Annotated in this window: 10 protein-coding genes; 8 read left to right on the top strand and 2 right to left on the bottom strand. The window is 37.8% G+C overall.

All coding sequences use genetic code 11. The annotated features are described in order from the left end of the window. Positions 1 to 13 precede the first annotated feature (13 nt). From ACH3O9_RS04105 to ACH3O9_RS04080, 6 genes are all read left to right on the top strand, one after another. Positions 14 to 1,183 carry an FG-GAP repeat domain-containing protein gene (locus tag ACH3O9_RS04105; RefSeq protein ID WP_416444672.1) on the top strand — a complete coding sequence of 390 codons (1,170 nt, stop codon included), beginning with the start codon at positions 14 to 16 and terminating at the stop codon, positions 1,181 to 1,183. A gap of 70 nt (positions 1,184 to 1,253) precedes the next feature. Beyond that, positions 1,254 to 2,006, top strand: a complete 753-nt coding sequence (locus ACH3O9_RS04100) for a 3-keto-disaccharide hydrolase (RefSeq protein ID WP_416444670.1) — start codon at positions 1,254 to 1,256, stop codon at positions 2,004 to 2,006. 41 nt (positions 2,007 to 2,047) lie between these two features. Continuing rightward, on the top strand, positions 2,048 to 3,082 hold the full coding sequence (locus ACH3O9_RS04095) for an aldose 1-epimerase family protein (protein ID WP_416444668.1): 1,035 nt from the start codon (positions 2,048 to 2,050) through the stop codon (positions 3,080 to 3,082). Positions 3,083 to 3,119: 37 nt separating this feature from the next. Further along, positions 3,120 to 4,331 carry a class I mannose-6-phosphate isomerase gene (locus tag ACH3O9_RS04090; protein ID WP_416444666.1) on the top strand — a complete coding sequence of 404 codons (1,212 nt, stop codon included), beginning with the start codon at positions 3,120 to 3,122 and terminating at the stop codon, positions 4,329 to 4,331. A gap of 59 nt (positions 4,332 to 4,390) precedes the next feature. Beyond that, positions 4,391 to 5,422, top strand: coding sequence for a sugar phosphate isomerase/epimerase family protein (locus ACH3O9_RS04085; protein ID WP_416444664.1), 1,032 nt, complete (start codon positions 4,391 to 4,393; stop codon positions 5,420 to 5,422). Positions 5,423 to 5,437: 15 nt separating this feature from the next. Then, positions 5,438 to 6,592, top strand: coding sequence for a Gfo/Idh/MocA family protein (locus tag ACH3O9_RS04080; protein ID WP_416444662.1), 1,155 nt, complete (start codon positions 5,438 to 5,440; stop codon positions 6,590 to 6,592). 148 nt (positions 6,593 to 6,740) lie between these two features. Here the strand turns inward: ACH3O9_RS04080 and ACH3O9_RS04075 are convergent, their stop codons facing one another. Beyond that, entirely contained in the window at positions 6,741 to 7,859 is a 1,119-nt protein-coding gene (locus ACH3O9_RS04075) for a glycerate kinase (RefSeq protein ID WP_416444660.1), read from the bottom strand. A 43-nt stretch (positions 7,860 to 7,902) separates the two neighbouring features. Here ACH3O9_RS04075 and ACH3O9_RS04070 point away from each other — a divergent pair, with 43 nt between their 5' ends. Next, positions 7,903 to 9,240, top strand: coding sequence for a GntP family permease (locus ACH3O9_RS04070; RefSeq protein WP_416444658.1), 1,338 nt, complete (start codon positions 7,903 to 7,905; stop codon positions 9,238 to 9,240). Positions 9,241 to 9,305: 65 nt separating this feature from the next. Here the strand turns inward: ACH3O9_RS04070 and ACH3O9_RS04065 are convergent, their stop codons facing one another. After that, positions 9,306 to 9,995, bottom strand: coding sequence for an NUDIX hydrolase (locus tag ACH3O9_RS04065; RefSeq protein ID WP_416444656.1), 690 nt, complete (start codon positions 9,993 to 9,995; stop codon positions 9,306 to 9,308). A gap of 228 nt (positions 9,996 to 10,223) precedes the next feature. Here ACH3O9_RS04065 and ACH3O9_RS04060 point away from each other — a divergent pair, with 228 nt between their 5' ends. Then, entirely contained in the window at positions 10,224 to 13,316 is a 3,093-nt protein-coding gene (locus ACH3O9_RS04060; RefSeq protein WP_416444654.1) for a SusC/RagA family TonB-linked outer membrane protein, read from the top strand. The last annotated feature ends 18 nt before the right edge of the window (positions 13,317 to 13,334 follow it).

Here is a 13,334-nt window from a genome sequence, read left to right as displayed (position 1 = left end):
AAATCATGTATTGATGTTCAGAAAAGAGCGAGGTATTTTATTAGTAATGATATTAATCAGTATTTCTGGATTTTCTCAGTCTAAAAATGCAACTGCTCAACAATCAAGGCGGCCATTAAAGTTTTTAAAAATTAAGATCGCATCAGAAAGCTATGAATCTGTGGGTGTGTTTGATGTAAATGGAGATAACAAAGTGGATTTGATTTCCGGAGGATTTTGGTATGAAGGACCTGATTATTTAGAGAAGCATACTATTGGTGCTGCAAAACGCTATGGAGACTATTGGGATGATTTTTCCACTATTTCTCAGGATGTAAATGGAGATGGGAAACTTGATTTTATAACTGGAGGCTGGTTTGGCAAGCAATTGATTTGGAAAGAGAATCCGGGCAATGAAAACGAATGGAAGCAGCATCTAATTGCAAATACCGGAAATATTGAAACAACTAGAGCATGGGATATAGATGGCGATGGTATTCTCGAAATAATACCTAATACGCCTAATGATTCTCTAAAAATTTATAGACTGGAATTAGATGAATTAGGGCATGGAAAAGGAGGATTTATATCTTACGGGCTGATGGGTAAACATGGACATGGACTTGGTTTTGGAGACATAAATGGGGATGGACGAGGAGATTTAATCCTCTCTAATGGTTGGTTAGAAGCTCCGGAGCATCCTTTCAATCAAACTTGGAAATTGCATCAGGAATTTGATTTAGGCACGGCAAGTATTCCAATAATTGTAGCAGATGTAAATGAAGATGGAATGAATGACCTCATAGTAGGTCAGGCACATGCGTATGGACTAGATTGGTATGAACAAAGAAGGAATGCCAAAACCCAAATAAAACACTGGGTAAAGCATCCTATTGATCCTTTCAATTCTCAATACCATTCTATGCAATGGGATGATCTTAATGGTGATGGCTCAAATGAACTTATAGCCGGTAAGCGATATCATGCCCACAATGGTCATGATCCTGGGGGGAATGATGATATTGGCCTGTATTATTTTAAGTGGAATGGGGAAAGCTTTACTAAGCAAATTATAGACTTTGGTCCTTACGGGAAAGGTAAAGGAACCGGTGTATATTTTAGCATTGAAGATCTTGACAGAAATAAGAGAAAAGATATTATTGTAGCCGGTAAGGATGGACTGTATGTTTATTATAACAATTGAATAAAAACAAATAATCATGAATATAAGATTTTCTTTAAGGCCCTTTCTTGTACTACTAATATGTAGTTTGATGAGTTTTCAATCGTGCAAAGAAAAAAGGGAAATAGCTCAGGTTGATGATGCCGGTCAAATAGACGATAAAGAAAATGGGTTTGTTGAGATTTTCGACGGTAAGTCTTTAGACGGTTGGAAAGGGAATACAACCTATTGGAGTGTGAAGGATGGAAAGTTAGTGGGAGAAGTAACCCCCACAACTTTGCTCAAAAAAAACACATTTATTATATGGGAAGGTGGCGAACTTGAAAATTTTGAGTTAAAAGCAGAATTTAAAATTACCAAGAACGGTAATAGCGGGATTAATTACAGAAGCGAGCTTTTAGATAGTGTTCCCTATGCGCTCAGAGGATATCAAGCAGATATTGATGGTCAAAACAGATATACAGGTCAGAATTACGAGGAGAGAAAACGAACCACTCTGGCTTATAGAGGAGAGAAAGCGATTATAACGTCGCAAGAAAATCCCCAATTAAAAGGATCCTTAAGCGCTAATGTGAAAAATAACGCCTGGCAAAACAGAGAAGTGATAGCATCTTTAGGAAATTCTGATTCTCTTAAAACTAAAATTAATGAGGAGGGCTGGAATGAATGCCATTTAGTCATTAACGGGAACAAGCTTCAACATTATATCAATGGTATTTTAATGAGTGATGTTATAGATAATGATAGTATTAATAGAAAATCTTCAGGATTAATAGGAGTGCAAGTGCATGTTGGTCCCCCTATGAAGGTAGAGTACAGAAATATTAGATTAAAAAAGCTTTAACCTATAGTGTTTGAAGTTTGTATGAATTAAGTAAGTAACCCGTGATTAAAGGATTAGATAATATAGGCTGGAAAAATAAAATATCAAATGTTTCTCAATTGGGAGGCATAGAAACCTCTGTTTTAGATAACGGTTTAGGAAGAGGAACACGAATAGCCTGGATAAACACAGGGTCTGGTCTACGATATAAGGTAGTTATAGATCGAGCTATGGATATAGCAGATGCCTTCTACAATCAATATAGCCTAGCTTGGATAGGACATAATGGAGTACTACCTCCAGCAAGGTTTGCAAATAAAGGGGTCGACTGGCTACGTAATTTTGGTGGAGGGTTATTAACAACATGTGGTCTTTCACATGTAGGAGGACCTGAAGAGGATGAAAATGGTGCGCGTGGTTTACACGGTCTGGTAAGCAATATTCCCGCTGAGATCGTTTCCATAATACAACCTAATCCTCTAGAAGGTAGAATGGAGATGAGTATTACAGGAATAATAAGGCAAGCTCAAATTTTTGGTCCTGTACTTGAATTAAGACGTACAATTTCAGGGATATTTGGAGAAGCAAAAATAGTAATTCATGATGAAATAGTTAATTGCGGCAATACAGTAAGTCCACATATGCTCTTATACCACTTTAATTTAGGTTGGCCCTTAGTAGATGAGGGATCTAAAATTTCTTGGAAAGGTAAATGGAAACCCAGAGAAGGAGATAATACAGTATTATTTACAGATAAGAATGATTTCTATACATGTAAACCACCTTTAGATAGCCATTGTGGAGGAGGGGAAGAGGCTGCTTACATCGATATAGAAGCAGATCATGAGGGCTTTTCTGAATGTGGGATTTATAACCCAAAAATTGATCTGGAATTAAATCTTCGATTTCAGAAAAAGCAATTACCATGGTTGACTAATTGGCAACATTTTGGAAAAGGAGAATATGTATTAGGTTTTGAACCAGGAACAAACCCACCTATTGGCCAAATAAAAGCTAGAGAAAGGGGTGAATTGCTCCTATTGAAACCCGGAGAAAGCAGGTCTTACGACTGTGAACTACAAATCGTTGAAAAATAGAAAATAAGTATAAGTTGAATATTAAAAGAAATATACTATGGCAACTAGTTTAGCAGAAATCGCATTAGAGCAAGGAAAAGGAATTCTGCGCTTAACTCCTACTTGGGTACCAAGATCGTTTTGTGTTCCAGGAAGAAGAATTAAGCTTCATCCTGATGACTACTACATTTTAGGAGGTGCAAGAGGAGGGATTGATGAACGTTGGTTTTCATCTACTACACCAGCAAAGAATGGTCCTCTGACAGGAGAAAATGAAGGCTTAAGTCATATAGTTTTAAAAGATGGAGATAAAGAAGTACAAATTCTTTTAAAAGATGCAATTGATGATTTAAAGGGAACCATTATAGGAGATCGCTTATGGGATAAGTATGAAAGTTGGCCTATGTATTCTAAATTTTTTGATAACATGGGGCCTTTACCACATCATATTCATCATAATGATGAGCATGCTGCTAAAATAGGACAAAAAGGAAAACCGGAAGCCTATTATTTTCCCCCGCAGTTAAATAATCATGGCGGTGATTTTCCTTATACTTTTTTTGGAATAACTCCCGGCACTACGAAAGAGCAAATCCGGGAATGCCTGGTCAATTTTACCAAAGGCGATAATAAAATTACTAATTACTCTTCAGCATTTAGGTTAGAACCGGGGACAGGCTGGGATGTACCACCGGGGATGCTTCATGCACCAGGAAGTTTATGTACATATGAACCCCAGAAGGCTTCAGATGTATTTGCCATGTATCAATCTCTCGTAAATGAAGCAATAATACCGGAGGAATTACTGTGGAATGGTACTCCTAAAGATAGAATTGGTGATGTTGACCAATTGATGGAAGTTATCGACTGGGAACTAAATACAAACCCAAATCTACTTGAAACCCGCTTTATGAGTCCTATTCCTGTTAGACCCATTCAGGAAATGAAACAGGATGGTTATGTAGAAAATTGGATATGCTATCGTTCTGATGCTTTTAGTGCTAAAGAACTTACTGTTATGCCAGGCAGAACAGTAACGATTAAAGATAGTGCCGCTTACGGAATGATTATGATGCAGGGCCATGGCAAAATGGGCGATTGGGATGTTGAGACTCCGGCTTTGATAAGATATGGGCAGTTAACTTATGATGAGTTCTTTATTACAGAGAATACCGCAAACGATGGAGTTACTATTGTAAATAACTCTTCCACAGATCCATTAGTAATGCTCAAACATTTTGGTCCTGAAAATCCAGATCTAAAGCTTTAGGCTTGAGAGTTGAAAAGCTCTAATAAGAAGAACTCTAGTTTAATTTTAAATATAAGATTATGCAAAACAACAATTTCCCTAAACTCCATAATGCCACCTGGCCGGGTATTGTAGGAAAAGGGCCGGATTCTGAACCCGTAATTCCTTTTAATAAAATGTTAGAAATGACAGCTGCAGCAGAAGTTGATGGAGTTAAGTTTGACGGTGTCGATCTGGGATTGCTGGATCCACATGTTAATATAAACAGCACTGATGATGAGATTAAAAGGATAGGAGATAAAATAGCCAGCTATGATTTAAAAGTAGGAAGTCTGGTAGCGCCTATATGGGGAGGCCCGGTTTTAGGGAGTGATGACGATAGGAGTGCTTTTCTTGAAATGGTAAAAAAATCCTGTCATTTCGGAAAAATCTTAAAAGAACACGGGATTCGTTCTTACGGGGTTATACGTATAGATTCGGCTTCCAGTCCTCAGGATTGGGCTAAAGATCCTGCAAAAAATACTGCACTTATTGCAAAGACTTTTATTGAGGCTTGCGATATAGCGGCTGATTATGATGAAAAATTAGCTGCAGAAGGAGAAATCTGTTGGGGCGGTATGCATAGTTGGAAAACAATGGTAGAAACTTTAGAAGCGGTAGACAGGCCTAACATCGGCTTTCAGGCAGATATGTCACATACGCTTTTGTATCTGTTAGGAACTAATCGTCCTGAAGATCGCATTCTGCCAGAAGATTTTGACTGGAATGATAGGGAAACACTAACGAAAGCGTTGAAAAAAGTAACCGATGCCTTGCGTCCCTGGACCATTGATTTTCATGTAGCTCAAAATGACGGTACGGTGCATGGCACCGGATCACATGATAAAACAGGACGTCATTGTCTGGCCACAGATCCCAACGGAAAATTAGACGTCGTCAATGATGCAGGATATTGGTTGAGGGATGAAAAAGGTGAACTTACCAAGGCATTTAAACACATATGCTGGGATGGGTGTATGTTTGATAATTCGGTAATGACAAATCAACAGACATGGAATGATATTTTAGCTACCCTAATAAAAGTGCGCGAGCAACATGGGTGGAAAACTTAATAGAAAATTAGAATTATGGGAAATAAAAAAGAGTTAAGAATAGGATTAATAGGATGTGGTTTTATGGGTAGAACCCATTCTAATGGATATAATAGAGTAGCTAACTTTTTTCCTGAATTGGAATATAAACCAGTTCTTAAAGCAGTTTGCTCCAGAAATAAAGAAAAAGTAAATGCGTTTGCAGAACAGTGGGGTTATGAATCTACAGAGACTGATTGGACAGCTATTATTGCACGAGAAGATATTGATGCAGTAGATATTTGTACGCCTAATAACATGCATGCTGAAATAGCTATTGCAGCGGCTAAAGCGGGGAAGATGATTCTTTGTGAAAAACCGTTGTCCCGCACTTTAGAAGAAGGAGAGAGAATGGTTGCCGCTATAGAATCTGCAGGAGTTAAAAACACAGTTTGGTACAATTATCGGCGGGCGCCCGCAGTGACCTTAGCTAAACAGCTTATTAATGAGGGCAAACTGGGTAAGATTTTTCACTATAGAGCTAATTTTTTGCAGGATTGGACAATAAGTCCAGATTTGCCGCAGGGAGGAGAAGCCTTATGGCGCTTAGATGCTGATGCTGCAGGATCTGGCGTCACAGGTGATCTTCTTGCTCATTGCATAGATACCGCCCTTTGGCTAAATGGGGGAATCAAGGATGTATCAGCGATGACAGAAACCTTCATAAAGGAACGAGTACATCAAGCTAGTGGAGAGGTGCAGAAAGTCAATATTGATGATGCCTGCATTTTTCACTGTCACTTCACAAATGGTTCCTTAGGTCTTTTTGAATCTACACGATATGCCAGAGGCCATAAAGCTCTCTATACCTTAGAAATTAATGGAGAAAATGCTTCCATTCGTTGGGATCTACAAGACATGAACCGTTTAGAGTACTACGATTATAGTGATGATTCTATTGTTCGGGGATGGCGCTCTATACTTGTAACAGATAGTGATCAGCCCTATATGGATAAATGGTGGGTACCAGGACTAATTATAGGCTATGAACACACTTTTGTACACCATGTGGCTAACTTTTTAAAAAGTCTGGAGACAGGAGAACAATGTGATCCTACCTTTAGAGATGCACTTGAAACGCAAAAGGTATGCGAAGCTGTATTAGCTTCAGCAAGTTCTGGAACTTGGAAAAATATTGATGCGAAGGACTAAACAATTAAAAGTTATTAGAATTTTAGACTTGTAGCAGTTAGGCAAATTTTCAATTTGTTATAGACTACTGAGAATAATTCTAGTACGTTTAAATATGAAAAGTTGCGTTAAGTTGTAATGTTTAAGCGGGAAAATCGTTCAAAAAGCACTAAAAATCACCCTTTTGAAGCATATTTTCGGCTATTTTTTTAACCAGTGTAGCTGTGTTGTCAAAAGCATCCTGTTTGTTTTTTGCGATTTGCATGACAGAAGAAAGTTTTTCAACGCCCAATTTCTTGAGGTCGCTTTCATTAAGATCAACATCGCCACAAATCACATAAAGTGGAATATTATTTTTTTTCGCGAAAGCGGAAACTCCAGAAACTACCTTACCTTCCAGAGTTTGCTTATCCAGTTTTCCTTCTCCGGTGATGATGAGGTCTACATTTTTTAATTGCTTTTCAAACTGAACGATCTCAAAAATGGAGTCGATGCCTGATTTTAGTTTGGCATTTAAAAAAGCGATACTGCCGCCACCCAAACCTCCGGCAGCACCGCTTCCGGGAATTTCTGAAATTTCTTTATTGAGGTATTCTTTCACTTTTGCAGCGAAATTTTTCAAACCTGTATCCAGTAATTTTACTTGGTCAGGCGAAGCTCCTTTTTGTGGACCAAAAACATACGCAGCACCATTTTCACCAGCAAGCGGATTCTTCACATCGCACAGAGTAACGCATTTAAGATTTCTGTACTTACTATTTTTAGGTGTTATAATTGTGGCGATTTTTGCCATATTTTTCCCAATTCCTGATAGATTTTCACCGTTTTTATCCAGAAATTGATAATCCATCGCTTGTGCCATCCCCATCCCGGCATCGCAGGTTGCAGAACCACCAATAAATAAATACACTTTTTTGACTCCGCGATCTAGCGCGTCCTGTATCATTTCGCCCGTTCCGTAAGTTGTGGTAAGCATGGGATTGCGTTCTTCTTCAGTAAGAAGATCAAAACCAGAAGCAGCTGCCATTTCTATATATGCCGTTGTTTCGTTGATTTTATAAGAAGCCGTTATTTTTCTAAATAAGGGGTCGCAAACTTCTAGCGAAATTGTGTTCAGGTTGAGGTGCTGCTCAATAATATCAACTGAACCTTCACCGCCATCAGCCAGTGGGAATTTAACTATTTCAGCATCTGGATAATTAACAAGAATACCTTCTGCAATAGCGTTACAAAGATCTTTCGCGTTTAGCGAACCCTTAAATTTATCTGGAGCTATGAGGATTTTCATCGAAACATATTAATATTTCATAAATTACAATAAATTCTCTGTAATGCTCACCGGTTATCCATTGCTTCTCGTCATTGCGCTTTCAATCGTACTTATTATTTTGCTCACATCAAAGTGGAAACTGCATCCTTTTCTGGCACTTATTGTGGCTTGTTTTTTTGTAGGTTTTGCTACCGGAATGCCATTGGGAACTTTGGTAACTGCTATTGAGGATGGCTTTGGCGGACTCATGCGATACATTGGCATAATTGTCATTTTTGGTAGTGTAATCGGTGTTTTTCTTGAAAAATCGGGCGGTGCTATGCGTATCGCTCATAAAATAATTGCCCTTACGGGGGAAGGAAAAATCATTCCGGCAATTTCACTAATTGGTGCTGTGGTAAGTGTTCCCGTTTTTTGCGACAGCGGTTTTATTTTGCTTTCCGGCCTTGCAGATAAACTCAGCCAACTGGGAAAAGCGAATAAAGCCAGTTTAAGTCTGGCATTGGCGACAGGTTTGTATACAACACATACGTTGATTCCGCCAACGCCGGGACCTATCGCGGCTGCGGGAAACATAGGAGCTTCAGGCTATTTAGGAACGATCATAATCACGGGTTTATGTTTTGCTATTCCTATTCTAATCATAACCTGGTTTTTTTCGAAGAGATTAGGAAAGAATATTACTGCAGAAGAAGTTATTCCCGATGAACCTGCAGAACCTGAAAATCAGGTTTTGCCTTCATTTACTAAAGCTATTTTTCCTGTGGTTTTGCCCATTATTTTAATTGCAATTGGCACTATTTTAAATTTCGCAGGAATTGAAAATGAGATTTTAGACTTTATAAGTAATCCACTAGTGGCGATTTTTCTGGGAGCGATAACTGCGATGCTATTATTAAAGCCGAAAACAGGAAGCCAAAGTTCAAAATGGTTTGTTGAAGCGATAAAAGTCAGTGGTCCTATTTTAATTATTACGGGAGCCGGCGGTGCTTTTGGCGGAGTTTTAAAAGCGACGCCGCTTAAAGATTTTATCGCACAATGGATGAGTGGCGGGAATTCTGGCGACTTGCTGATTTTAGCCAGTATTTTCCTTATTGCGGCAGTTCTTAAAACAGCTCAAGGTTCTTCTACCAGCGCAATGGTAATTACCTCATCATTGCTGGCTTCTATAATTCCCACTTTGGGCTGGGATCAACCTTTACAATTTGCATTAGCGGTTATGGCAATAGGAGGAGGGGCGATGACGGTTTCCCATTTTAATGATAGTTACTTTTGGGTGGTTTCTCAATTTAGTGGCATGAGTGCGAAAGATACTAATCGCTCCTTTAGTTTAATGACGGGAATTCAGGGGTTGACTGTTTTAGTATTGTGTGTTTTAAGTTGGGTGATTTTTGTATGATTTCAACCGATTTTTTATCATTTTAAGTGATTTTTTGCTTTTTTCAAACGATTTTAGTCAAAAAGCTAAATTTTAAAAGTAAACCCATCCAGCACTTTTTCATCGTACTTTTCTTTATCAAACTGATATAGATAAGATCCCTTCCGAGACGAATTCATATCTTTTTCATCGAGTTTTACCAACACATCGAGAGCGTTTATTTTATTGATGAAATTGCGCTTATCCTGCTGCTCATTTAGGATTGCTTCATACAGCTTTTGTAGTTGTCTCATGGTAAATTTTTCAGGTAGTAGTTCAAAACCAATTGGTTTTGTAATAGCCCTGTGTCGCAACCTGTTAATGGCTCTTCTTACCATGGCATTATGGTCAAAAATAAGATCTGGAGCTTCTGAAATTGAGAACCATTTTGCCGAATATTGCTCGATCAATTCCTGGTTGTGCTCAGCGATATTAATAAGTGCAAAATAAGCTACAGAAAGGGTACGCTCTGCGGGATCTCGATCTACCTTACTAAAGTTGTAAAGCTGCTCCATGTAGATATCTTGTATACCGGTAAGATGAGATAGAATACGATTTGCAGCTTCATCTAAATTCTCTGTTCGCTTTAAGAAACCACCCATCAATGACCACTTTCCCTTCTCGGGTTCAAAATCTCTCTTAATGAGCAATATTTTCAGTTCTTCCTGATCAAATCCAAAAATTATACAGTCAACAGCTAGTAAAACTTTGTCTTCAGAACTATAATTATTGAGCATACGTCTTAAATAAGTTTGCTAAGTTAAAAAGTTACTGCAGATTAAAGGCACATTAAAAGCCTTAAAAAAATCATGCGTTTGCTGGCTTGCAATCGATTGTCATGTTAATATGCCTTTAAGGGTATTTCTAAAGTATTCTTAAAATAAATTTGTTTTATTAAGAAATTATTAATTATTTTGGAAATGTAAATTTCACACTTATAAAAAATAATTACTTAAATCCAGCAAATGATACAGACAACATTCACTAATGGAGGGTGCCGATTAAGATGGCTTCAACAAAAGTGGCTTTTAAGCACATTGCTTATTCTTCTGCCATTTTTAAGCATGACGGCGCAACAAAGCATTACCGTTACAGGTACGGTAACTTCTGCGACCAATAATTCTCCCATACCGGGCGCAAACGTTTTAGTTAAAGGGACAAATACAGGATCTGTTACAGACTTTGATGGTAATTTTTCAATTACTGCCAGCGCAAACGATGTATTAGTTTTCTCCTATGTAGGTTTTCAGTCTACAGAAATTGAGGTAGGAAATAAAACTTCTATCAATGTTGCTTTAGAAGAAGGACTTTCTGCTCTGGATGAAGTGGTCGTTGTGGGATATGGCACCCAGAGAAAATCTGATCTAACAGGGTCAATAGCAGTAATTAATGCTGAAGAAGCGCAAAAAGTCTCAAATAGTGATATTTCACAATTACTACAGGGTCGCTCTGCCGGAGTTTCAGTTACCAGTGACGGTCAACCAGGTGCGGCTCCTAATGTAAGAATACGTGGTGTGGCTACCTTTGGTGATAATCAACCACTATACATTGTTGACGGAGTGCCTGTTGGTACATCAATACGGGATTTTAACCCCAATGACATTAAAACCATTCAAATATTGAAGGACGCCTCTGCCGGAGCTATTTATGGTTCTAGAGCGGCTAACGGTGTTGTCATTATCACTACTAAAACGGGTAGTAAGAATTCCCCCTTAAAAATTGAATACAGTGGTTATTATGGGATTGATGAGGTTACTCAAAAAATGCCAGTGTTGGGAAGAGTAGATTATCAAATGATTGTAAATGAAAAACGTATCAATGCTAATTTACCGTTGATTGCAGGTAACGATCCTGACTCAGACCTTTTTGTAAGCGACATTGATAATGACTGGCAGTCAATTGGTCTTAAAAGTGGAAACAGACGTAATCACAATTTTAATTTTTCTGGTGGGGGCGAAAACATTACGTACAATGCATCTGCTGATTATTTTGCAAATGAAGGAGTCTTTGTAGGGAATGGGCCTACTTATGAGCGCTATTCCGGAAGAATTAATACAGTTATGGAAAAAGGTATTTTCAAAATATCACCATCTCTGTATTATACGCATTCCTTTGAAAATTCATTGACTTTTAGAAGTGATGTACTTACGGGAGGCAGACCACCATTAATAAACGATCTGGTCATAACCATACCTACTTTAGCTCTTTCTGATGAAAATAATGAAGGCGGTTATGCAGGTACTAGTTCAGAAATACACCAGACTATTGCTTTAAATGTTCCCGGTATAAATAGTTTGTTCACAAATTCTGTAGAAGTAGACCGCACTTTTGCTGTTATAAATCCTGAGATTAAGCTTATAAATTCAGACAAGCATAAATTGACTTATAAACTTAATTTAAGCTATGATAAAACCGTAGCACGCGATTTCTCATTTGTTCCTGCTTTTGAAATGGGTTACTTTTTCAATTCTGGGAAATCTCTGCTTGATGATAATTCCAGAATTTATACTGTAAGTCTTGTAGAGAATACGCTTAATTATAACGCGACTTTAGGTAAACATACTCTAGATGTTCTTTTGGGGCAGACATATCAAAAGAATTCTACAGTTGTACGCACGGGACATTCTGAAAATCTACCTAAACCTTATTATCCGGTTTTATCAAATGGTGAGAATCAAACCGCTACGGGTAACGAGTACTACAGTTCGCTGGCATCTTACTTTGGTCGAATTAATTATAATTATGATGACAGATATTTAATAACGGGTACCGTAAGACGTGATGGTTCTTCTCGATTTGCACCTGCAAATCGATTCGGAACATTTCCATCAATCGCTGTAGGTTGGAGAGTTTCAAACGAGAATTTCTTCAATGTGCCAAAGGAGATTGTTAGTGAATTAAAATTAAGAGGAAGTTATGGTGAACTGGGAAATCAAAATATAGCAGATTACCTGTATCAACCAGTAATTAACAGGAATATACTTTATAATTTTAATGGAAGCGTTGCTACCGGTGGACTACAGACAAGCATAATTTCTGAAGATATAAAATGGGAAACAACAACTTCTGTAAACGTAGGGCTTGATGCAAGTTTTTTTAATAACTCACTCGATCTTGTTGTAGAATATTACAATAAAAAGACAACAGATGTATTAGTAGGTGTGCCCATTCCTTCATCTACCGGTTCAATAAATACAGCTCCCGTAGTAAATGCTGGTAGTCTAAGAAATACAGGGCTTGATATGGAATTGACCTACCATTACAATAAAGGTCAGGACTTTAGTTTTGATATTTCTGCCAATGCCAGTACGCTGAATAATGAAGTGCTTGCATTAGGGGGTAATAATGAGCCCATTTATGGTGTAGGGTCAAAAACACAAGTAGGTGCAGAAGTAGGACAACATTTTGGATATGAATATGGAGGCATATTTCAAACTCAGGCAGAGGTTGATGCTCATGCATTCCAGAGTGCTTTAACCGCTCCTGGTGATGTGATTTTTAGAGATTTAAATGATGATGGAGTCATTAATGCAGATGACCGTACTTTTTTAGGAAGTGCAATACCAAGTGTAAATTACGGTCTCAATTTCACAGGAAGATATAAGAATTTTGATTTTACTTTATTTGCTTCGGGTGCAGCAGGATATTATATAAATAATAGACTCTATAGAACATTAATGTGGTCTACAGATTATTTAAACTCTCATGAGGATATTCTTAATAGATGGACACCTGAAAATACCAATACTAATATACCAAGAGTCGTAGCAAATGATCCTAATGGTAATGCTCGTGATTCAAACAGGCCGGGTTGGTTACAAAAAGGGGATTATCTACGCCTTAACACGATCTCAATAGGATATACGCTTCCTGATACAGTTTTTAATAATGTTTTACAGGATGTTAGAGTATATACAACGCTGCAAAACATACATACATTTCAGAAATATAAAGGCTATAATCCAGATTTTACTTCCGGAGTATTTAACCCGGGATATGATAATGGTACATATCCCAGACCCAGAACCTATATGTTAGGTGTAGAACTAACCTTTTAATAGATTTTACAATTTAGT

The organism is Leeuwenhoekiella sp. A16, assembly GCF_047946675.1.
GTDB lineage: Bacteria > Bacteroidota > Bacteroidia > Flavobacteriales > Flavobacteriaceae > Leeuwenhoekiella.
This window is presented reverse-complemented; position numbering and strand designations above follow the sequence as displayed.

What these genes read in the sequence shown, in the direction of transcription:
- ACH3O9_RS04080 (WP_416444662.1), top strand. Translation starts at nt 5,438, where the DNA reads ATGGGAAATAAAAAAGAGTTAAGAATAGGATTAATAGGATGTGGTTTT.
- ACH3O9_RS04075 (WP_416444660.1), bottom strand. Translation starts at nt 7,859, where the DNA reads ATGAAAATCCTCATAGCTCCAGATAAATTTAAGGGTTCGCTAAACGCG.
- ACH3O9_RS04100 (WP_416444670.1), top strand. Translation starts at nt 1,254, where the DNA reads ATGAGTTTTCAATCGTGCAAAGAAAAAAGGGAAATAGCTCAGGTTGAT.
- ACH3O9_RS04105 (WP_416444672.1), top strand. Translation starts at nt 14, where the DNA reads ATGTTCAGAAAAGAGCGAGGTATTTTATTAGTAATGATATTAATCAGT.
- ACH3O9_RS04085 (WP_416444664.1), top strand. Translation starts at nt 4,391, where the DNA reads ATGCAAAACAACAATTTCCCTAAACTCCATAATGCCACCTGGCCGGGT.
- ACH3O9_RS04060 (WP_416444654.1), top strand. Translation starts at nt 10,224, where the DNA reads ATGATACAGACAACATTCACTAATGGAGGGTGCCGATTAAGATGGCTT.
- ACH3O9_RS04070 (WP_416444658.1), top strand. Translation starts at nt 7,903, where the DNA reads ATGCTCACCGGTTATCCATTGCTTCTCGTCATTGCGCTTTCAATCGTA.
- ACH3O9_RS04065 (WP_416444656.1), bottom strand. Translation starts at nt 9,995, where the DNA reads ATGCTCAATAATTATAGTTCTGAAGACAAAGTTTTACTAGCTGTTGAC.
- ACH3O9_RS04090 (WP_416444666.1), top strand. Translation starts at nt 3,120, where the DNA reads ATGGCAACTAGTTTAGCAGAAATCGCATTAGAGCAAGGAAAAGGAATT.